Origin of the sequence: Candidatus Nitrotoga sp. M5 (assembly GCF_927904885.1) — a bacterium.
Lineage (GTDB): Bacteria > Pseudomonadota > Gammaproteobacteria > Burkholderiales > Gallionellaceae > Nitrotoga.
Map to the genome: position 1 here is coordinate 63,233 of NZ_CAKMNW010000078.1, position 23,048 is coordinate 86,280.

General features: G+C 48.0%; 18 protein-coding genes and 1 pseudogene. 10 read left to right on the forward strand and 9 right to left on the reverse strand.

Annotated features, from left to right (window positions below):
- Positions 1 to 6: 6 nt before the first annotated feature.
- From MJ770_RS14110 to MJ770_RS14150, 9 genes and pseudogenes are all read left to right on the forward strand, one after another.
- Complete coding sequence (locus MJ770_RS14110; RefSeq protein ID WP_239255693.1) at positions 7 to 387, forward strand: DUF6979 family protein; 381 nt, start codon at positions 7 to 9, stop codon at positions 385 to 387.
- A 297-nt stretch (positions 388 to 684) separates the two neighbouring features.
- Positions 685 to 1,488 carry a tyrosine-type recombinase/integrase gene (locus MJ770_RS14115; protein WP_239255695.1) on the forward strand — a complete coding sequence of 268 codons (804 nt, stop codon included), beginning with the start codon at positions 685 to 687 and terminating at the stop codon, positions 1,486 to 1,488.
- Positions 1,442 to 2,577, forward strand: a pseudogene (locus tag MJ770_RS14120) (IS91 family transposase); the annotation flags it as partial. The gene MJ770_RS14115 and the pseudogene MJ770_RS14120, both read left to right, overlap by 47 nt.
- A 125-nt stretch (positions 2,578 to 2,702) precedes the next feature.
- Positions 2,703 to 2,903, forward strand: coding sequence for a hypothetical protein (locus MJ770_RS14125; protein ID WP_239255697.1), 201 nt, complete (start codon positions 2,703 to 2,705; stop codon positions 2,901 to 2,903).
- 165 nt (positions 2,904 to 3,068) lie between these two features.
- A complete protein-coding gene (locus MJ770_RS14130; RefSeq protein WP_239255699.1) occupies positions 3,069 to 4,175 on the forward strand; it encodes a hypothetical protein in 1,107 nt (368 codons plus the stop codon).
- A gap of 1 nt (position 4,176) precedes the next feature.
- Entirely contained in the window at positions 4,177 to 4,710 is a 534-nt protein-coding gene (locus tag MJ770_RS14135; protein ID WP_239255701.1) for a hypothetical protein, read from the forward strand.
- Positions 4,711 to 5,546: 836 nt separating this feature from the next.
- Entirely contained in the window at positions 5,547 to 6,092 is a 546-nt protein-coding gene (locus tag MJ770_RS14140; RefSeq protein WP_239255703.1) for a hypothetical protein, read from the forward strand.
- A gap of 144 nt (positions 6,093 to 6,236) precedes the next feature.
- Entirely contained in the window at positions 6,237 to 6,701 is a 465-nt protein-coding gene (locus MJ770_RS14145; protein WP_239255705.1) for a YbaK/EbsC family protein, read from the forward strand.
- A 91-nt stretch (positions 6,702 to 6,792) separates the two neighbouring features.
- Positions 6,793 to 7,038: a DUF2513 domain-containing protein gene (locus MJ770_RS14150; RefSeq protein WP_239255708.1), complete on the forward strand. Its 246-nt coding sequence runs from the start codon at positions 6,793 to 6,795 to the stop codon at positions 7,036 to 7,038.
- Between the two features lie 230 nt (positions 7,039 to 7,268).
- Here the strand turns inward: MJ770_RS14150 and MJ770_RS14155 are convergent, their stop codons facing one another.
- The 7 genes from MJ770_RS14155 to MJ770_RS14185 form a co-directional block, all read right to left on the reverse strand.
- On the reverse strand, positions 7,269 to 8,756 hold the full coding sequence (locus tag MJ770_RS14155) for an alanine/glycine:cation symporter family protein (protein WP_239255710.1): 1,488 nt from the start codon (positions 8,754 to 8,756) through the stop codon (positions 7,269 to 7,271).
- A gap of 269 nt (positions 8,757 to 9,025) precedes the next feature.
- Complete coding sequence (locus MJ770_RS14160; protein ID WP_320412240.1) at positions 9,026 to 9,784, reverse strand: sulfotransferase; 759 nt, start codon at positions 9,782 to 9,784, stop codon at positions 9,026 to 9,028.
- Between the two features lie 460 nt (positions 9,785 to 10,244).
- Complete coding sequence (locus tag MJ770_RS14165) at positions 10,245 to 10,910, reverse strand: DNA-3-methyladenine glycosylase family protein (protein WP_239255714.1); 666 nt, start codon at positions 10,908 to 10,910, stop codon at positions 10,245 to 10,247.
- Positions 10,910 to 11,563, reverse strand: a complete 654-nt coding sequence (gene alkB / locus MJ770_RS14170) for a DNA oxidative demethylase AlkB (protein ID WP_239255715.1) — start codon at positions 11,561 to 11,563, stop codon at positions 10,910 to 10,912. The genes MJ770_RS14165 and alkB overlap by 1 nt, the downstream gene beginning before the upstream one ends.
- 242 nt (positions 11,564 to 11,805) lie before the next feature.
- Entirely contained in the window at positions 11,806 to 13,017 is a 1,212-nt protein-coding gene (locus MJ770_RS14175; RefSeq protein WP_239255716.1) for an ammonium transporter, read from the reverse strand.
- A gap of 205 nt (positions 13,018 to 13,222) precedes the next feature.
- A complete protein-coding gene (locus MJ770_RS14180) occupies positions 13,223 to 13,765 on the reverse strand; it encodes an NUDIX domain-containing protein (protein WP_239255717.1) in 543 nt (180 codons plus the stop codon).
- 218 nt (positions 13,766 to 13,983) lie between these two features.
- The gene (locus MJ770_RS14185) at positions 13,984 to 16,035 is read right to left on the reverse strand and encodes a thioredoxin domain-containing protein (protein ID WP_239255718.1); all 2,052 of its coding nucleotides are present in this window, start codon (positions 16,033 to 16,035) and stop codon (positions 13,984 to 13,986) included.
- A 445-nt stretch (positions 16,036 to 16,480) separates the two neighbouring features.
- Between MJ770_RS14185 and MJ770_RS14190 the strand changes: the two genes are divergently transcribed.
- Complete coding sequence (locus tag MJ770_RS14190) at positions 16,481 to 19,630, forward strand: transglycosylase domain-containing protein (protein ID WP_239255719.1); 3,150 nt, start codon at positions 16,481 to 16,483, stop codon at positions 19,628 to 19,630.
- Positions 19,631 to 19,848: 218 nt separating this feature from the next.
- On the opposite strand, the gene MJ770_RS14195 is transcribed toward MJ770_RS14190, so the two are convergent.
- Positions 19,849 to 22,743: an O-antigen ligase family protein gene (locus MJ770_RS14195; protein WP_239255720.1), complete on the reverse strand. Its 2,895-nt coding sequence runs from the start codon at positions 22,741 to 22,743 to the stop codon at positions 19,849 to 19,851.
- A 69-nt stretch (positions 22,744 to 22,812) separates the two neighbouring features.
- On the reverse strand, positions 22,813 to 23,048 hold a 236-nt coding region (locus tag MJ770_RS14200), incomplete at its 5' end, for a PEP-CTERM sorting domain-containing protein (RefSeq protein ID WP_239255721.1).

Below are 23,048 nucleotides of genomic sequence, written 5' to 3' on the forward strand. Positions count from 1 at the left end.
AATCAGGTGTCTAAGTATGGTACTGCTGCAATTCAAGCCGCAAACCTAGCAAGGAAGGGTGTCCAGCCACGATCCGCATGGGGACAAGCAGTTTCTGCCCAGTTTCTTTCCCAAAAGTCGAGCCAAGACAAAGGGTGCCCACGAGATACTTTCTTGAGCCTAGCTGAGGAAGGCTATATACGCGGCGTGGGGCCCGGGAAATACACTCGATCCAAAAAAAACCGGTCATACGCTATGAAGGCGATCGAAATACTAAAATCAGAACCATCGATAGTTGAGCGCCCACTTGAACTTTGGAACCTGATTCTCCAAGGAGAGGTGAAAACTCATAACGAACAAATGTATGTCATCGCTTCGCTTTGGAGAAATGGTGATATCACCACATGAGTAACCCGATGGAAAAGAATTTTCAGCGATTTCTGCGCCGAGGTCTGCAGGATCACCAGCCGCCGTCTAACGTGTTATTGAAGCTGACGCATTGCCAACCAGCTCGATTTGGCTACGCCAAAGCCTCCCTTTCTGGCAAGCGCAGCTTAATATTGTGTTGAACTAAACAGCTACGCAGTGGTACTCCGATCCCATCGCAACCTGCTTCACCCTTCTGATTTATCTTGCTGCACATAACGAAGAAATCTTCGATCCTTGATCGCGGGGGATGTCCCCGATCAGATCAAGGAGACGAAAATGAAGACATTACGTGAGCAGATGAATGATGCAATGATCTTGCGTGGGTTTGCGGCGCGCACACAAGAATCTTACTTAGCGGCGGTACGCGCACTCGCGAAGCATTACCGTCGCTCACCGGACACACTGTCGCCGCAAGAGGTCGAGGCCTACCACTTACACCTGATCGTCGAGCGCAAGCTCGCTTATTCCAGCGTAAACCAGTCGGCCAGTGCCTGTCGTTTTCTGTTCGACAAGGTGTTACGTCGGCCACAAGCCCGATTCGATATCCCGATGGCGAAGGTACCCAAGTCCCTCCCATGCGTATTATCGCGGAACGAAGTAAGCTGCCTGCTCGCTGCGGCTCCCAACCCGCGCGCCCGCGCCTTACTCATGTTGACATACGCCGCTGGGCTGCGCGTTACCGAGGTATGTTCGCTGCAAATGGCGGATATTGAGAGTGACCCGGATCGGATGTGTATCAAGGTGCGTGGTGGCAAGGGTGGCAAGGATCGTTATACCCTGCTTTCCCCCGTCTTACTGCAAACCCTGCGCGATTACTGGCGCTCGTATCACCCGCACACATGGCTATTCCCGAACATGACCGGCACTGGGCCGATCTGCACTACCATGGCGCAACGCATGTATTACGCTGCGCGCGACCGCGCCAAACTCAGACACCAAGGCGGCATCCACACTCTACTACATTGCTTCGCCACACACCTGCTTGAGTCCGGTGTAGACATCCACACCATTCAGCGACTACTGGGGCATGGCCATGTCTCGACCACCATGCGTTATTTCATCTTGCGCAAAGCAAGCTGACCGGCACCACTTCGCCGCTGGAGTGACTCGACACCGTCCTACGCTAGTCGTCGTGTCCCACGGTGTGGGCTTGGCCGACATCTTACGCAAACACGGCCAATCTTATCTTGATACTCATGCACTGTCTGTTGTCCAAGACAAGGCGTGGCGAGCTATCGTCGCCTATCGTACCCAATCTCTGGGTGGACATATCGAGTGCTGCGACTGCTGCGGCACATTGCGCTACCGCTACCATTCATGCCGCAACCGCCACTGCCCGCAATGCCAGACACGCACCAAAGAAGCGTGGCTCGCGGCACGGAGACGGGAGTTGTTGCCGGTGCCGTATTTCCATTTGGTATTCACCTTGCCTCACGCCCTCAACGGACTGGCAGGGTGCGATGCACGCACGCTATACAAGCTATTGTTTGGTGCGGTGGCAGACACGCTGAATGCATTCGCCACCAATCCGCGCTGGCTGGGTGGTACGACCAGTTTTACGCTGGTGTTACATACTTGGAAGCAAGACTTGGGTAGACATATCCATATCCACGCTTTAGTAGCAGGCGGAGCGTTGACTATGGAGGGCAAGTGGGTAAGCGCGAAGCACGGCTTCCTGTTCCCAGTGAAGGCGTTGTCTGTTGTTTACCGGGGCAAGTTCATGGACGCGCTTGATGCGGTGCACAAGACGGGCAGCTTGCGCTACGATGCGGCGCGAGACGATGCATCATGGCACACACTTTTGCCGCTTTGCACCGCCACGACTGGGTGGTGTATGCCAAGCAACCGCTGGGCGGTCCGGCGCAAGTGCTGGAATATCTCGGGCGCTATACGCATCGGGTGGCGATTTCAAACGAGCGCATCCTCGGCATGAATGGGAATCATGTGCGCTTCAAAATGCGCGATTCGATCAACGGCAATCGCAAGAAAGTGATGCGTCTGGAAGCGGGCGAGTTCATCGGGCGTTTCATGCAACACATGTTGCCCAGTGGTTTCAAGCGTATCCGCCACTACGGCTTGCTTGGCCCCGCGCACAAAGCCGCCAACCTGGCCGCCGCGCGCGAAGCGCTCAATGTGCCCATGCCCGACCCAGTCGTGGTGGAATCGGTGGAAACGTTCATGCTGCGGGTGGCGGGCATCGAGTGGCTGAACTGTCCGCACTGTGGCGAAGGCGTATTTCGGGTAGCGCAGGCGATCCCCCCGCACATACCCCGCGCGCCGCCTCGAAAGCTGCCATGAAGTTTCTCTATTTTTTATTGCGCCGTCCCGGCAATCGTGTGTTTGCACCTGCCGTGGATGCACTCGCCCATATGGCAGGAACGGCATTAGCTCATATCATTTGTTGCGGCATTCAGGCAGCAATGAGCGCAGAAAGTTTGCGCTGGAGCATCCGTTTATTCCTCACTCACTGGCGTACCCCACGATCATGCAGTTGACGACCTGCCGCAAAACCTTACAATCCCCATAGGTTCCGCTCTCCGTAAGGTTCAGTTCAACAAGGTTTATCTGCCGCCAACATGGGATGCGGGTTAAACGCGTTTGGGTGGGGCGGCAGATAAACGCTATTCGTTAGCTGCAAATAGTCCAAGGGTGAGTGCCAAATGGCAAGATATTATGGAAGGCGTTGGAGCGGTAGAGACTGGGGAGCATACCATGTAAGCCAGCGCCAGAAATTGACCAATATGTTTGCAGGAATTGATAAGGATATCCAGAAAATATTCTTTGGATTAAACGCTCAATCACTAGATACGTTATTTAAGAAGTACGGGCAGCTTCACGGTAAAAATGCCGAAAAATATGCTCGTAAGACTTTTCCTAATTGGAAAAGTGGGAAAACAACATTAAGCGGACAAACAGCAGAGAGGCTTTTAAATCTAATTCCGCCATATCTACCACAGAGCATTAAATATGAATTGATAAAGAAACTGCGGAAACATTATTTAAATACACAAACAAGGCATATAACCACAACCCACGAGAATTGGAAAAATGATGTAATACCAGCAGTTAATGACTTGATTAAAGTATCAAGTGATTTTAAGCTGCCTGAGTCATTGATACAGAGAGTGGCCTGGTTGGCTAACGGTGATGTCGATGCCGCCAATAAAATATTAGCATCGCTGGAACTTGAAGAGGCAAAAGTAAGGGCCAATTATCTAGCGGTTGAGTTTAAAAGAATTCAGTCTCTTGTAGATCACATGCCACATACGCAGAGTATTCGACACTCAATTGAATTGCCGCAAGGCAATATTAATGTGGTCATAGAACAAGAGAAACCAACCCTTATGCAAAGCATTTTCGGAGGTGGCAAAGTGAAAAACATAGGTAAAGAATTAGTTCCAAAAGAGGAGCTTCAAACGGCACTTGTTCAACAACAGAATAGGGGAAGCTTGCTGAATCTCACCTTGGATGAATTAACTAACGAACAAAAGCAGCAGTTAACACAAAATGTACTTGATGCTCGTCTTGATTTGGATGTTTCTCAGGCAAAAGCAGATCAAAGGTTTGGAAATAGCACTAGGGATATGGGGAATACAATACAAGCTGTAAACTCGTTGGAGCAATCAAGCAAAAGCGATTACGATGTGAAATCGTTTTTTAAAACTGCTAGCGGAACAACAGACATCCATGTCAAGAAGAACAACAATACGGTAATCATAATTGTTGCGATTGTAATAGGTATTATTGTGCTAGCAATGATGAAATAACGTGGATATTGAGATCAAACAAAAACGACCAATATCATTTGGTATAAAAGTAGCTATTGCAGTAATCATTGCGTCTATTATTTTGGGAGGTCTATTGCGATTTATAGGCAAAGACACTTCTGATCCAAACGGAACTAATACTGACAATCAAATAAATCTCGGCATATCCAACAGTATGCTAGTGCCAACAATAAGATTGTCTTTAAATGCAGATGCGCCTGAAAAAGATTGGACTGCTGCATTGGCCAAAAAAATAAACGGCCAATCAGAAGTACAGGTAGATCGAGGTCGGGTAGATGTAATGACGGATTCCTATGCGATAGAAATCGATTTCTTAAAAAAATGGCACGAAGGCCTCGGACAAGCAATTCATTATGGAGATGACTCAATCCGTATTGGAGTTCTAGCGCTGATAGATGAAAATAATGCACCACCAGATTTGGAGCACTTGAACTTACTTAAGAAAATTGAGCGTTTGTGCATCAAAGCAGGTGTTAAATTAGTTCTATTGGTGCCTGCTAATGAAAGCAGCTAATCGGGTAGCCGGAGGTCTCTAACCTCCAGCCCCCACACCACCCTGCATGCGGATCCGCACAGGGCGGTTCCCAAGAGTTTTAAAATAAGTTGGCCGATTAGCTCCAACTCACCCCAATGCTGGTTACTGTTGCCAGCGCCAATATCCCTAAACCCGGTCGGGCATGAAATAATTGAGCTGAAACAGGCTCCTCATCGCTCTTTAGGTTCAGGCCTTCACCGTGTCCCAACCATTACGATGGGCATTTGGCTACTATGCCGTCTGCTGACTTCTGCTTAATCACTGCACCAGTTACCCAGCACAGCGCTATCGGTTTCCATCTGGTTCGCTCTCTTTAGTTGATGGAAACTAAAGAGCCAAGACACGTTTAAACCTGAGCCTCATTGGTTAATAACCGATTGCTTGTCAAGCAGATCTCCCCAGATAAGAACATAAACTTTCCCTGCGCAACTGCATCATTTACGGTGGCCGTCAGATCACATGGCTTCGTCGTCTTGTGCCAACTCGCCTCCAGCCTACGCCTCATATGATGTTCTTGTTCATCAGCTCGCAGTTTTGCTAGCGGCTTCCTTCAAACCAAACCTCGCGGTCAAGCCCTTGCCATTCGCTAGTAGTGATAGTCTAATAACAACATGATTTTCGACGGTGATCTTCCTACAGGGGACTTACACCCCATTAGTTCATGCCCATGCTGGGCGTACACAAAGCGCTGTTGTCGGACTGGTTTTCCGCTGCGCTCCAAACCAGCCGCAAAGCGCGGCGTTAGGCATGCAAGTGCTGACAAATATTTTACAGATCACGAAAGAAAATATAACAATCAGGCAAAGGAGTTATTTATGAATATCATGTTATTTCCGTGTTGCGTTTTGGTTGTATTACTTACTTATAGTAATACAGTGTTTGCAGACGCACTTTCTTATCGGGACAAGGCAGACCAATGTTCTGAGCATGGAAATAAGCTCTGTTGGCGTTATTGTTTGGTATCTGAAAAGCAGGTCGTCGACGGTCAAACAGCCAAGTATGGAAAGCAGTGTGATGCTGAGTACAACAAACAATTTGCGCATACACCTTATCAATCGAAAACTGATCCTGATTACCTTTCTTCGGGTTCGAGATGGTTTGATAATGATGTCGTAGGCATATATCGACGTAATGCTGGACGGAGTAGACATGTCATTGACGCACCATCACATCCGGAATGGAAAGAAAAATGTGCAAGTACAGTGCGTATTGAGCCAACAATGATCAAGTCACTGATGACAAATGGAAAAACGTTGCAGAGCGGAATGAAAGTTCGTTTGAGCAAAATACAAATACCAATCGCTACAACTCCCGGCAATTCGTTTGCATGCAAGGCGGGGAAGGTTGAAGTGGTTGATTAACCATGAATTGGCCTGATTTAGATGAAATGCCTAACAAGGCAAATGCACTCGGACGGTTAAAAGCGGCGCGGCTTCCGCTACGCTACAGCCACACCCCTTTTAACCGCCGGTGATTTGTGTCGTTGGGCGTCATGAGGCAATCCGATGACTCCCGCGATTGAAGCCTTAGTGAAAGCCGGCAAAGATCACCGAGTGATCGAGGTTGGCGATTACGACGGCGAGAATCGTCGGGAGTCACTCGCACAGAGCCTTGGTGTTACCCTAGATGCGATCTTCAAGACACTCGTCGCGAAGTTGGATCGAGGAGAACTTGTAACTGCGTTGGTGCCGATCAATGCCGAATTGAACTTAAAGTCCCTTGCGGCATTGGCGGGAGCCAAAAAGGCTTCAATGGCCTCGACTAAAGAAGCAGAGAAGATTAGCGGCTACGTTATTGGAGGAATCAGTCCGTTGGGGCAGAGGCGACGTCTTGCAACCTACGCTGATCAAAGCATTCTCAGCCACCCCAAGGTTTACGTCAGTGCTGGTCGTCGTGGCTTGGAGCTCGAGGTCGCGCCAGGTGATCTCCTGGCGTTGTGTAGCGGGGCACAGGGGGTTATCGCCCGATGATTACTTCGCGAACAACGCTAGGTATTGATCAATCACATTGTGCCGGGGTTCGGCTGCCGCCCAACTCAAGCGTTAGACCCTAGGAGAGAGAATGAACCGTAACTGGGACACAATCCGTGAAATTCTGACCCGCCTTGAAGAGTTGCCGAATACTGACTCTGTGCTACAGCTCTCGGATTTCACCACAGACCAAGCCTTCGAGTACTCCTATCACACAGAGCTATTAATCGAGGCAGGACTTGTAGAGGGGAAAATGTTTAGAAACATGGATGGTGGTCCAACTGCATTCGTGAATAATTGGGGTCAGAGTAGCATTGATTTGCCTGTCTTGGTGTAATTAATATTACTCTGACCCGAATGCCACTAAGTTAATGAAGCTTAGCATAGCTAAAGCAACAACTTAAGCCAGTATTGGCGCGGATTTACCAATAGTCAAACCTTGCTAAAAGGGCTTAACTTAGTGGCATTCTACTCTGACCCGAATTATTTTCTCGTGACCCCAGTTATTTTCTCGATTGGGGAAACCTAAAAAGTGTCATGGCAAAAGTTAATCGGTTTATCTAAAGTTTAGCGTGTCAACTTTTTGATTTCACCAGATGCAAGACGTTTTCTGTAAGAATCGAACTCTTTCTTTACGATACCCATCAAGAAGTATAGACCCGTGATGTTCACAACTGCCATCGCAAAGACTGCCGCGTCAGAGAAGTCAATCACAGGGCCAAGGCTGACCGTCGCACCGATCACGATGAAGATACAGAAGATAACTTTGAAAGTTAGTTCAGCTGTTTTGCTTTCACCAAACATGTATGTCCATGCTTTCAGGCCGTAGTATGACCATGAGATCATTGTTGAGAATGCGAACACAACAACCACAACCGCTAGAACGATCGGGAACCAGCTAAATGCAGATGCAAAAGCCGCAGATGTTAATTCCACACCAGATGTGCCACCGACAGTTGCGATTGCAGCACCACCTTCATTGAGCATGTAGTTTCCAGTTGCAGGATCAATGATCAATTGCCCAGAAATGGTGATCACCAAAGCTGTCATTGTACAAATAACAACCGTATCTATGAATGGCTCTAGCAAAGATACAAACCCTTCTGAAATCGGTTCTTTGGTTTTTACCGCAGAGTGGGCGATAGCCGCAGAACCAACACCCGCTTCATTAGAGAAGGCCGCACGTTTGAAACCTTGGATCAAAGCGCCGACCATACCGCCAGCAACACCAAGACCTGTAAAGGCACCTGCAAAAATTTGACCTAAAGCCCAACCGATTTTGTCATAGTTCATAAAGATAATGATCAACGCGGCACCAACATAAATCATACTCATGAATGGAACCATTTTTTCAGTTACGCGTGCGATGGATTTTATGCCGCCAACGATCACAGCGAACACAACCGCTGCAAAGATAATACCGGTAATCCAACCTGGGTAATCCCCAACAATACCTGAGATTTGAGCATGTGCTTGGTTGGATTGGAACATGTTCCCGGCGCCTAATGCGCCAAAAACACAGAAAATAGAGAAAAGCACAGCCAGGAATTTACCACCCGGCAAACCTCTTTCGGCGAAGCCTTTGGAAATGTAATACATCGGGCCACCTGAAACGGTGCCGTCTTCGTATTCAATACGGTATTTCACACCAAGCGTACACTCGGTAAACTTTGAAGCCATCCCCATCAGACCCGCAACGATCATCCAGAATGTCGCCCCTGGGCCACCGATACCAACTGCCACGGCAACACCAGCGATGTTCCCCAAGCCAATCGTACCAGACAACGCTGTTGCCAAGGCTTGAAAGTGACTAACCTCACCTGCAGCATTCGGATCAGAGTAATCACCCTTTACCAAAGAAATTGCGTGCTTAAAAAACTTCAGCTGCACGAATGAAAAGTAAAATGTGAAAATAGTAGCGGCCACGACTAACCACATCACGATCCACGGAAAATTTGTGCCAGGAATTGGCGCAAATATAAAATTTACAAACGGTTCGGTTAGTGCTGCGAATGCTGCATTAACCTTTGTATTTATGCTTTCTGCTTCTTGCATAAATAATTGGGGTCAGAAATGATTGGGGGCAGAGTAAAATGCCACTAAGTTAAGCCTTTTTTGCAAAGTTAGACTATTGTGAAACCCGAGTCAAAACTATCTTAAGTTATTGTTTTAGCAATGCTGATGCCCCTTAACTTAGTGGCATTCGGGTCAGAGTAAATTCAAAGTTCCTGTTATGCTATCTTAAATTATTCACTTCGCGAAGTTTACTATGATTCCAGTTACACTTAGACAGTAATTCAAGAATTCTAATTTTTTCAACGGATCTATTTCCACGTCAGACCTTGCTCTTGAAGGGCTTTAAAACCAGGGCGACAGGCTTCTTCTAAAAAGCGTTGCTCGTCAGCGTCCAACATTTGCCATTGTGCGCGAGGAGTTCGGATTTCAGCGCTCAAATTATTTAACCACTCCGAATCTAACAGGCTGTTGTCGATAAATTGCACCAACTTACTCATCTCGCCTTTCGGTTGGTTTAAGATTTCCTCAAATTGAAGTGTTAAAACTTGCTCGGACGGTACAATCGAAAGTGAGTGCAAGGCCTCGATGATTTCTCCAGACCAATAAATCCCAAACAAAGACGGCGATTGACGATAATCTCGAAATGCTGCTGCTGAAAAATTTTCGGGTAAAAAATCGACTAGTTCATCAGGTAGGTCGCTCAAGCTGTCGCGTCGTTTTGACTCATAGAGGTCGTAACCAAGAATTTCTGTAAGTTGAATACTGATTAACCCCATTCGAAAGCCAGCATGTTCTTCCATCGAAATGGCGCAATTGCGTCCATCACGAACGATGTGAATAAATTGTGCGTCAGGAAAATTCTGGACCAAGTATGGTAGATGGCGGATAGAGCTACCAGATCGTTCTAGCCAATATTGGCGACCAAACAGTTGGCATAGGTAGAAAAACAGGTCACGGTAGTGCTGCTCCAAAGATTGAACAGGATGCTTGGCAACATTTGTCGATAATTGGTCGTAAAGTGCATCTGGGTTGCATTCTTTTGCACGTGCTTTGGGAACAGCACACAAAAGGGGAAGTGTTGTTTAAAGCAGGGCTGGAATGCGGGTATCTCGATTAAAACGCCGACCCAAATCGGTAAAGGGATAAAGAAGCTCCGGTATTTGTAGTGAATTTTTTAGTAAAATGTCTTGTTTTGGCATCACGCGTGATATTAACGCCCAAAACTCACTCCCGTTTATCTCGATATCCGCACGAACAGGGGCTCATTGGGTGGGAGCGCTACAAAACAGCCATCTACACCTGATTTCATTATAATTTCAATTGCAAGGTTTAAACCACCGGCGTTAGCCGATCAGCTTTAGCCTCGATATTTAAATTATTACTTACATATCAAATAAATGCTGCGTTAAATTTTGTTCTAGCGACTTGTCTTGCCTAGCAACGGGTAAGCAGGCAAGTTGCGAAGCAGCTGCTCGCAAAATTGAATTTTTAGAAGCGCCTATAAGCGATATTATTTTTCATGCTGAACTACTTGGATTTCAAGCGTTTAAACTCATCTGCTGCTTGCCACAAATACCAGGCGGCAGTTGAACGGTAAGGACTCCAAGCTAGCCCAATTTTGGACAGCTCCTTGGGCAATGGCTGCTTGGGCAGTGACTTCATTACTCGCCAGCCTTCACGCACGCCAAAATCATCAATGGGTAGAACATCAGGCCGTTCCAGTGTGAATATAAGAAACATCTCTACCGTCCAACGGCCAATACCGCGTAATGAAACTAGCCGAGAAATCAGTTCTTCATCCGCCATCGCCAACGCCACACTTCTGACAGGTACGACGCCATCCAGAGTCCCTTCCGCAATTCCTCGAATTGTCATTACCTTCGCAGCAGAGAAACCACAGGCGCGCAATATGTTTTTGTCGGTCGTGAGGATACTAGTCGGTGATGGAAAGGACATGTCTGGATAGAGCGTCAGAAATCTTTTAAGTATTGCTTCGGCGGCCCGCGCATGGAGTTGCTGATAGGCGACTGCCCGAACCAACGCTTCATAGGGTTCACGTTCCGGTTTTGGCTGCAATCCACATCGACCAACGCGAGCAATTAAATTTTTCCAATCGGAATCTGAAGCTGCCAGATGAGCAACTGCGGGGCCAAATGGATCATCAATCGTATTGGTAGTGCCTACTGCCATCATCACAAAGCTTTCCTGAACGTCAGATTGATGCGCTTGCGACCGAGGACAGGATGATATCCATCCAAGAGTGGCGCAATGCCGTGAAAATTAAATCTGGAGGGGCCACCCCAGACCGCTACATCTCCGTGTAACAGTTGGTAGCGCTTTGGTCGAATGGTACGGCTTGACCCACCGAACAAAAACACAGCGGATAAGCCAAGGGAAACTGAGACAATCGGAGCCGACTTGTCACGCTCATCCATATCCTGATGCAGGGATAACCGAGCGCCTGGTTCGTAACAGTTAATCAAGCAGGCATCGGGCAAAAAATCTTCATACCCGGCGCGCGTCGCCGCCCTGCTCGCCATGTCTATGAATATTTCAGGCAAATCCGGCCATGGGCGTCCTGTTTCTGGGTCGAAAGCATCATATCGATATCCGTTGCGATCTGAAATCCAACCGACCTGACCGCAATTGCTCATTGCCACCGACATTCGAAAACCGCCTGGGGTAGTCATGTGACGCAAAGGCGCTTGAGCAATGACATTTTCTAGCGTGCTCATCAATTCAGCATCCATATTTTCGGCAAAGCCGCGCAATAAAAATGCGCCATCATCAAGACAAACCTGTTGCAGACTAAAGTCTGGCTGTTCATCAAAAAGATCGGCATTCATAATTTATGTTCTTTGCCAAATAATACAGAGCATTATGAAAAAATAAAGGCACCGCTATAAGTTATGACACACCCAGCAAAACTTGATTGCCACCTGGATTTTTTGAAAGATTCTGAGATTTATGTCATAACAGGCACCCCACTTCCTTCTGCCTGCTTTGCGGTACATCTATATTCTCAGCTTTAAAATTATTACATAGGGTTTCAGCTCACATGCAATTTATGCCTGAAACAGACCCGGTGCTACCACCCCGAGTCACGTTCCGATGTTGCCGTAATCTTGTGTATGCTTAAATCCGATCCTTTGAATTCTTCTTCGGGACTCAATCGAATACCGACGGTTTTCTTCAGCAGAAAATAGACTACAAAGCCACCGCCAAATGCAATGGCGATACCTAGCAGCGTACCGAAAATCTGCGCCATAAAACTGACTCCACCAAGCCCCCCCCATGCCTTCAATCCGAAGATGCCTGCTGCAATACCGCCCCATGCGCCGCATAATCCATGAAGCGGCCAGACGCCAAGTACGTCGTCGATTTTCCACCGATTCTGAGTCAGGATAAACATCCATACAAATAGCCCGCCCGCAACGCCGCCTGTCACCAATGCGCCAAGGGGATGCATCACATCCGAGCCGGCACATATGGCTACCAGCCCGGCCAGCGGGCCATTATGTACGAAACCGGGATCGTTCTTGCCAACAAAAAGTGCAACCAGTGTGCCGCCCACCATCGCCATCAGTGAGTTAACTGCAACCAAGCCACTGATATTGCCAATTTCTTGCGCTGACATGACATTAAAACCAAACCAGCCAACGGTGAGAATCCATGCGCCTAGCGCAAGAAAGGGAATACTGGAAGGTGGGTGCGCTGAGATGCGTCCTTCTTTAGTGTAGCGTCCTCGCCTCGCACCGAGCAGTATCACGGCTGCCAGTGCTATCCAGCCACCCACTGCATGCACCACAACAGAACCGGCAAAATCATGAAATTCAGCACCGAATTGAGTTTGCAACCAGCTTTGTACACCAAATCGATGATTCCAGGCGATACCCTCGAAAAAGGGATAAATAAAGCCAACCAGTAGAAAGGTGGCGGCTAACTGCGGATGGAATTTGGCACGCTCTGCCATCCCACCAGAAACAATCGCAGGAATGGCCGCAGCAAAGGTAAGAAGGAAGAAAAATTTGACCAGTTCATAGCCATTTTTCTGCGCTAGATGTTCAGCATCGGTAAAAAAATTGACACCGTAAGCAATGCTGTAGCCGATAAAAAAATATGCCAGTGTGGATATACCGAAGTCGGTGATAATTTTCACCAACGCGTTCACCTGATTTTTTTTTCGTACCGTACCCAATTCAAGGAATGCAAATCCTGCGTGCATCGCAAGAACCATGATAGCGCCGAGCAGGATAAACAACGCGTCACTGCCAGCTTTCAGGTTTCCAATATTTTCCATTTCTTACTCCATATACGAACCAATCCATAAGTTACAAGCAAATTTCGTTCCACTTTCCCTATAAATTGATTTGTATATGTATTCTCATGAAATCAATATTCATAAATGACTATACTCACCAATTTGGTGCGTTTTCACCTCATTCAAACTTGATATTGGTGCATCACTCAGACGTAACCATGTGAAGATGTGCAAACAAATAATATTATTTCCAGTCGTTTAACATCTTTTCCAGCCAAAAAATGCCAACCATGGTTTTACTGTCATTGATTTTCCCTTGTCTTATCCAGTCCAGTGCATCAGAAAGCGATAGCTCAAATACTTCAAGAAACTCCCCTTCGTCTAGTTGTTGCCCTTGGTAGGTCAGACCACGCGCCACATAATATTCCATTCGTTCATTGGAGAAACCTATACCCGGCCAAGCAGTGGTCAAATGCGTCCAACTGCTGGCAATGTAGCCAGTTTCTTCCAATAATTCGCGTTGCGCGGTAAGCAAAATATCTTCGCCATATTCAATTTTTCCGGCAGGTAGCTCAAGGAAATCGCGTTGCGGCGCATAACGAAATTGCCGCTCCATTAATAAATCACCATTATCAAGAATTGCCAGCACGGCCACCGCGCCGGGATGAGCGATATGTTCGCGCATGCCCACACTGCCATCTGGCAATTGCACGTTGTCTTTAAATACCTTGATGAAATCACCTTCATACACGGCCTTCGAATCAAGACGCGTTTCTTTTAAATCCATAAATACTCCTTAAATTTTATTAACGAATGCATGGCTCACGCAGGTGACTAAGCATATTGTGTATCAAGGGCAGCTCTAAAAATCCAGATTTCATCCCAACTGCTGCGTAGCAGAAAAAATTTCTTACCAACATATCAATCATATGCGCGCTTCGAAATTTATTCCGCGCCTTGCAGTTGAGTGAACCCTGAATTTTTAGAGGTGCCCTCAAGAATGTCTTAACTCGTCTCGCCAGATTTGCAAACGTTTATCAATTTTTTGCAATCGTTAATTACCGGCAAGCATTGCACTCCCTGACAGACCCACGCACTAACGTCTTGTGTAAAAGGTTTCGTCAGTGTTTCCGGAAGTCCGACATGCTCGCCTTCCACAGCGAGTATCAATGTGTCAGGCCAGTAGTGCTGAAACAATTGCTTACACCAGTCTGCGCTTGCTCCAGGTGCACTACGCAAAATAACGATTTGCGGCGGTATAAGATATTCTTGCAAAGTCATTAACAGGCTAGTGAATCCCATGGGTTGCTTCACAAATAAGGGATGATAAAGTGTCAGCGTTCGTTCGCCAGCCTCAAGGTAGCGTTGCTCTCCTAAAATATGGCCGAGGCGCTGTAATGCGAAGGCTGCAATGCCATTTCCGGAAGGCATAGCATTATCATGCTCTGGTTTGGGCCGATGAATGAGCTTTTCGTGGTCGTGGCTGGTAAAGAAAAATCCACCCGCTTGCTGATCTTCAAATTGTTCTAGTAACACATCTGCTAACGCACGGGCAAATTCCAGATCAGCCAGTCGGAACTTCGTTTGCAGCAGTTCCAGCAAAGCATCCAGCATGAATGCATAGTCATCAAGATAGGCATTCAGATGCACTTTGCCGTCCTTGCTGGTAGCAAACAAGCGACCATTTTTCCACATCGTGCCATATATATAATCCACCGCACGCTGCGCCGACAATATCCATTCTGGTTCGCCTAGTCTCCTACCAGCACGCGCCATGCCTTTAATCATGAGAGCGTTCCAGCTGACCAGAATTTTTTCGTCGCGTCCTGGACGCACACGGTTTGATCGCGCGGCAAACATTTTTTCTTGCGCGCTAGCGAGTTGCTGCGTGACTTGCTCAAGGGGCAGATTTCGTGCTTTCGCAATGGCATCTAGCGGCTGATCAACTATCAGGTTCCAATATTTATTTTCGAAATTAGGTGGCCGATCCAGACCATAGTGAGCGGCGACAATGGCATATTCCTCCACGCTCAACACGCTTGCAGCTTGCTCTGGCGTCCACACATAAAACTTGCCTTCCTCATGCTCAGAGTCTGCATCCAGGCTGGAATAATAGCCGCCTTGCGGCGACTGCATCTCACGCATGACCCAACCTGAAACGCCTTGCACCACGCGCTTGAACGATACCTCGCCCGACAACACATACGCGTCTGTGTAAAGTGCCAGCAGCGGGCCATTGTCATACAGCATTTTTTCAAAATGGGGAATTTCCCAGCGTTCATCCACACTATAACGGCAAAAACCACCTCCCAGCTGATCGTAAATTCCGCCATCTGCCATTTTGCGCAGCGTGTAGAGCACCATGCGTTGTGCGTCGGGATCACCGCCACGCATCGCATACCTTAACAAAAACTCCATCTCGGTCGGGAGTGGAAACTTGGGCGCACCGCCGAAACCACCGTGTACAGGGTCAAATGATTGCTGCATTCCGGTGAATGCATCTTTTAATGGCGTTTTATCGAAACTAACCTGATTGACTACGCTCGGCAGGCTGGTGCTGAATACTTGCATCATCGACGCGCTTTGTTTGGCAATGCCATCCTGACGTGTGCGATAAAGCTCATCCACGCGCTCGAGCAAAGTCACAAAGCCAGGCAGGTTGTAACGCGCCTGTTTTGGAAAATAGGTACCGCCAAAAAACGGCACTTGATCCGGCGTTAAAAATAAGGTGAGCGGCCAGCCGCCATTACGCTGGGTCAGCATATTATGGGCAGCCTGATATATGTGATCCAAGTCGGGACGCTCTTCACGATCCACCTTGATATTGATGAAGTATTTATTCATCACTGCGGCAACCTCTGCATCCTCAAACGACTCGTGCGCCATAACATGGCACCAGTGGCAGGCCGAATATCCGATAGATAGCAGAATCGGTTTATTTTGTTCGCGAGCACACCTCAGTGCTTCTTCTCCCCACGGAAACCAATCAACAGGGTTGTCGGCATGCTGCTGCAAATAGGGGCTGGTCTCTTGGGCAAGTCGGTTAGAGTTAGGCATATAGAGCTCAATATAAAACTTTGATCATATCAGCACTAATGCTTACTTGACACCGAGCTTTGCGTTATACGACATTACCGGCACCATCTACTACGGGATAAGCTCCACCCTCACACGCAAAATTCAGGATACCCTCTGCTGCAAGCATTTTTAACATGGTCAGAATTGAACGCTTAACGATATGTAATGGGATCAGCTATACTTAGCGAAGGTGACATTTTCACTTCTAAAGTCAGTTCTAAAATTCGATTTCAGGCCAATATTGTGTTTATAAAATCCTCTTGTAAATCTTTACAGACAAATGCGCCGTCCTGAATAAACCTCATGACTTGTACTCCGGAAACTCTGAATTTTCTTAGTCAACCATCAAATTTTAATTCGTTTAATTATTTGAGTGATTTCAGTTTGAATCCAGACGTCCGCTATTTAAAAAAGAACTTAACAAGTGTCTCTCAATCTTCCAGGTAACTCAATCATAAAGCGTACTTACAAATTTTATGCCTTTGCTGTTCTGACCTTGCTTCTTATTGCACTGGCCATTTCTGCCTTCTTTATATATCGAGAAACAGAAACCTCTGCATACCAGGCACATCACCTTGCAAAACTGGCTAATGATCTTCACTGGGAAGTAAAAAGTGGGCCAAATGGTGGTTTGCACATACAGCAGTCAGGGCCGTATGACGTACGCCTTGGATATAGTCAGTTACCAAATTTTCTTCAAAATTTAACCGAACACGGCTTCCAAGTAAGTGCTCAAGCAAGAATTTCCCCGCAAATGAAGAAGCTTGTTGAGAGAGGATTATTCGTTCCTTACCATGAAAAAACACAGGCGGGTCTCGAAATAATCGACGGCGACGGTCAGCCACTTTACCGTACTGTTTTCCCTGCTCGCGTTTATGCAAACTTCAAATCGGTTCCGCCACTAGTAACGAACAGCCTGCTATTTATCGAGAATCGTGAGTTGTTGGATCCGGCCCAACCAAAAAAAAATCCGGCCATCGAGTGGACCCGGCTTGGAAAGGCTGTTCTGGACAAAACGATTCAATTCGTTCGCCCCGAGCACAACGTACCGGGCGGCAGTACGCTTGCAACTCAAATTGAGAAATACCGGCATTCTCTCCACGGAATGACCCTGAGCCCCAATGACAAGCTTCAGCAGGTCGCATCCGCCTCTGTACGTGCGTATCTGGATGGAGAAGACACTATGCCTGCCCGCAGGCGTATCGTAGTAGATTATCTTAATACAGTTCCACTTGCTGCTGCCTCGGGCTTCGGGGAAGTAAATGGACTGGGAGACGGACTATGGGCATGGTACGACCTGAACTTCACACGGGCCAATCGAATTCTGAAAGCCTGGCCTGCAAACGGCACTGACCTGACCGAGACGGCACGTTACTATAAACATATGCTCAGTCTCATGGTTGCCCAACGCAGGCCTTCCAGATATTTAATGAGCGATCGCAAAGCACTGAATGAGCTTACCAATAGCCACTTGCGTGTGCTGGCGCAGGCTGGCGTAATATCAACCAGCCTGAGTGAGGCTGCGCTGAAAGTGCCGCTTCGCTTCCGCAATGCTGCAGTGCCTGTGAGAACCAGAAACTTCTCTGCTTCAAAGGCTGTTAATGCGGTGCGTGTGCGTCTTGCCTCCCAAATGGGACTTCAACGTCTGTATGAGCTGGATCGTCTGGACCTATCAGTGCAAAGCACGCTCGACGGCGAATTACAAAAAAAGACAACTGATATCTTGCGTCAGCTTAAAAACCCAAAATTTGCACGCGCAGCTGGACTCTATGGAAATCGGCTACTGGGCGAAGCGGATCCGGGCAAAATAATTTACAGCTTCACGCTTTCAGAGCTGACGACGCAGGGAGCAAAATCGCGAATTCAGGCCGACAATTTCGATCAACCCTTAGATATCAATAAAGGCACCAAGCTGGATCTTGGATCCACAGCAAAACTAAGGACGCTAGTAACTTACCTTGAAATTATCGAAGCACTGCATCAAAAATATGCTGCACTCGAACCGAAAGCGTTACATAAAGTAGTGAGTGATCCAAACGATGTCCTCAGTCGCTGGGCAATCACATATCTGCTACAAAGCACCGATAAAAGTTTGGCAGCCATGCTGGGAGCTGCCCTGGATCGTAAATATTCTGCTAACCCTCATGAACAGTTTTTTACCGGTGGTGGAGCGCATTTTTTTAAAAATTTCAAACCTGAAGACGACAGCAAAACATTGAGTGTGCGGGAAGCGACGCACAATTCCGTCAACCTCGTTTACATTCGTCTTATGCGCGATATCGTGCGCTACCATATGCTTCATATCAAAGGTTCATCTGCCAAGATACTCAAAGATGCTGACCATCCTGATCGCGAAGCATACCTCAGACGATTTGCTGACAAAGAAGGCACAATATTCATCAACCGTTTTTATCTGAAATACAAAAATAAATCAGCAAGTGAAATTGACGAGATATTTTTTTCCAGCTTCCGACACACGCCGCGTCGGCTTGCCGCCGCTTACCGCTATATTCACCCTGAGGCTACGCCCGCCGAGTTCAATAAATTCATGACATCACGTCTGCCTGGCCTCAAGGTGCTAGATAAGCGCGTTCTTCATGACCATTATGAGCGCTATGCGCCAGGCAAATACTCGCTGACGGATCAGGGTTATATTGTAGCCGCACACCCCTTGGAACTATGGCTGGTGCATTATTTAAGCAACAACCCCAATGCAAAACATAAGGACGTGATCAAAGCCAGCGGCGAGGAGCGTGTGGCTGTCTATCGTTGGCTATTCAAAACCATTCACAAGAATGCACAGGACATCCGAATCCGCAGCCTTTTGGAACTGGAAGCTTTTCTGGAGATTCAAAGCAGTTGGAAACGCCTCGGTTATCCCTTCGATACACTTGTACCATCGCTCGCCACAGCTATAGGCAGCTCAGCTGACCGCCCAGCCGCACTCGCCGAACTAATGGGCATTATCTTGAATAATGGGATCCGGGTACCCACTACACTCATCGAACGTCTGCATTTTGCTGCAGGCACTCCCTTTGAAACCATTGTGGAACGCACGCCTGACCAAGGCAAAAAAATGTTCTCGCCTGATCTGGCAGCTGCAGTTCGTGACGTATTGACTGGAGTAGTGGAAAAAGGCACCGCTTCGCGACTCGCCCACGCAATAGTGAAAGCGGATGGTACCTGTATTCCGATAGGCGGCAAGACTGGAACCGGCGATCATCGTTATGTCACTTTTTCATCGGCGGGTGTTATCAAGGAATCCCATTCGGTAAATCGTTCCGCCACTTTTGTGTTTTTTATCGGAGATCGATTCTACGGGACGCTTACAGCATTTGTGCCCGGCGCAGACGCGGCTAACTATCAGTTTACTTCAGCACTCTCTGCGCAAGTTTTTAAATACCTCTTGCCCACTTTGAAACCGCTCCTTGATAAGGCTCAACCTCTGCCCGAACAAATATCGTCGATACCAATCGTCAAACACAGCTCGCCAAAAGAAAAAGGAAAAGGTGGCGGAGGTGAGGGAGGAACCACCAGTAAACACCCAGCTGCAGCAGAAATTAAATCACCTTGAGGGCGCCTCTAAAATTCAAGTTCCCAAGCAAGACAAAACATGAGTAAAATTTGAGCACAGCACATAATTGATATGTAGGCGATTATTTTTTTGAATAGCGCTGTATTGTGCCGAAACGGGGTAAGCAGACAAACCGAAAATCAGCTGCTCGCGATTTGGATTGTTAGAGGTGCCCCATAATTCAAGTCAACCGATTTTAGCCAATAAATTTTTATTTATCATTTATTTGAATCGCGTCGAACGTTATGTGAAGCGCCTGCAAGTAGCGCTAACACAAGCAGCATCGCTAACCGCGGAGCATCGAGCAAGCTATCCACAACTCCAATCGTAAGCAATCCACTGATAGCAGCCAGCCATAAAGTTGCGAGTGGTTCACCAGCCCAAAAACCACGCATCAAGCGCCAAACCGCTGCGATGATCAAAGCACAAAAAATCGCCAACCCTGCCAAGCCTTGTTCAAAGGCCAAGTGAACCCACATATTTTTTATGTGCCAAGGAAGGTGGTCCCCGGATTTAAAGAACCAATAATCACCTCCTTGCGTAAAGTCGCCATTCGAGATGAGATTGACACCGCTACGATCAAGGAGGCGAATGTTATCGACATCCACGACACCCTTGTCTTGTGGATTATAGATAGATAACTGAACTGGCCGTTTGGCCCACCACGCACCCTGCCCTACCTGACCGCTGGAAAAAGCAATGCTTCGATGCTGCCATCCCTGGCCCGGTGTAACAGGTACGCTCAGCCATTGGCAAAGGTGCGAGTTGAGCAATTTTTTCTCGCAGATTGGTACATCAAGCTGTTTTGTCTGATCGTTTGAGCGCACATCCAGTTCAAGGGTATACGGGGTATCGGGCATGACCGTGACACTCTGCGCCATATACAACGTGCCACCAGAATTCAAACTCAGATAACGGTTACTGCCTTCGGTTTGATAGCGATAGTTTCCCAGTGACGAATCAAAATTGGCGTAGAAATACCGCCCGGGAAATGTGCCTAATCCAGCACCGAAAAGGCGTTCTCTCCAATTGTTTTGCAGCAAGCCCAAAGCATGGGTCCAGTGAGCAAATCGGGTTTGTGCATCCGTTTCAGTTTGAGTGAAACGATGCTGCAAAAAGGTGGCGCTCGAAAGCCCCGCGATGACCAGCAGCACGCCAGCGATCAGCACTGCACTGGCCGTGTAACGCAAATTGTGCGACATCCCCCGTGCACGCAAGGTTCGATACACACCTAAAGCCAGCACTGCAAAAACTACCACGAGAGCCAAGATTCCACCTCGTGCTACGGTTGTAATCAAAGCATAGATGGCTAGTAAAAACACGCTCAAAGCGGCTGCTCTGATCCAGATTTTTTTTTCCTGTAAAAGCAATGCCCATGCAAAAGGCAGAGCAAAAACCAGATACGCTTCAATATGCCCACCGCCTGTATGCATACTGGAAAAAGTTGCAGTCACACGATAATCCGGCGCACTGCTACCGCTGAAACGCCAATACTCCCACAGTGCTGATATAGCTACGCCTGCCAAACCTATGAGCATACCCGCAGATAGCAGCTTCATTGGTTGCAGCTCATTGAGATGCGGCCTCAACATAGCGTAAAAAACTATGCCCCACAGAAAACCTTTCGCCACACGCAGACTGTTGTACTGACTGAAATAGGAAGTAAAAGCATTTGCATCCAATAACTGCAGCGGCAATAAACCTGTCAGTCCGCTGATCAGAACAGAAGCCATTAATAAAGTAGCAAGTATGAGAGGGGCAGCGTGCCTAGAATTAGTGCGAGTAACAGGCTTACGCCAAAGCAGTGCTGCCAGTGTGACTGCCAGGAGCAAATCGAATTCATCGAGAAAAAATCGACCGGTCCAGAATGCAAGATCCAATACAGGCAACGCTGCCGGAACAATCACTAGCCATGCCTTGGGATAACGCCAAAGTAGCGCGAGATACAGCACAAATCCGCCAGCGAGCGGTACGTTCCAACGCGGAAAATCAAGCAACGCCCATCCAGCCGCACCGATCACAATCAACGCAACTGCGCGGCGAGCAAGGAGTGCCGCATTTGATAGAGGACGCGGTGGGGAGTCTGCAGCTTCCTGAGATAAGTAGCGGGACTTATTCTCGACGCTGGCACGCAACGGTGGCGTAACTAGGCCATCATGCGAAGCACTGTCGCCGTCTCGCAAGTTGCTTTCAATTCTCAGCTTGTCAGCACTTGCGGTGGGCGACACCGCTCTACCCAGGTTAGCAGCCGCAAGCGGGCTGGTTGCCGTACTTGATGCCGCCTTGGCCTGCGTAAACTTGTCTGTTAACCGGGAACGCTCGCCAAGCCAAAGGCCCATTGCCAGACCCGGCAGCAAAGCCATGACTTCAACAACATCCTCAAACCGAAAATTTTCAGCGGCCAGGAACGCGCATACCACGAAGCCAAAGACAAATGCGCCCCCCCATACTCGTGCCTGTCGCCCGTACCCAGAAAATCCACAGATCAGACCCAGAGCCCCCCAAAGTATGGACGGTTTAAGTAATTGATACACTCTATCCAGGATATTCCAATGGGTGAATGCCGTTTGACTAAGTGTAGCTTTGGTATCCAGCGGCAAAAGCGCTAAAACAAGTGCAGCAAAAACGGAGATCGCCCACAGCGCAGGCAAACCGCGCGCACTCGCCTGAACCCAGGTCGCCAATGGGAAAGCCGCAAACCAGCCTACAATACTACCCAGCACCAGCCCAGCGATAAGCCCTGTGATTGGCCCTGTGATTGACCAGAGTTCATAACGGACAGTAGCTCCATGGTTGAGGCTGATAAAAAGGATGGCAAGGATTAAAGCAACCCCAAGGTAGAAACTCCAAGAGCGGCTTGGCTGCGAATCCCATCGGCAACGAGCGAAAGATTGCCAAAACGTTCCGACCAGCAGCATCAGTATAAATTGAGAGAGGAATGCGCCACCACCCGACCATCCCGTTGCCAGATCAAGATTGTGCAGGAGGGCGTTATCTGGCGCATGAAAAGGCAATCCAGCCTGCAGGTAAGCTGCCCAGATCGATAATGAAATTGCGAGTGGTAAGAATTTAACCCGGCCGGAGACCGGGTCAGGGATGAGTGATTTCAACATGCTTACTATGCCTGATTACACAGTCGCTATGCCGGATCAAAACGAATCAGTTATCCGAATTGGTTCATTTTACACCGATGCACCCTGCGTCTGGCGCTTCCGTGTCATGCTCAGCCAGCCAAGGCCCAACAAACCACTCAGAAACAGGAACATTGTACCTGGCTCAGGGATGCCATTTGTCGCATTCCAAAAATTATACGATGTTATGCCTGGTACTGGTAGGATGACAGAACTCCCGATGCCACCACCCTGTTTGTCTTTTTTGCCACCATCGTGCTTGTCATCGCGGCCATCACTGTGTTTGT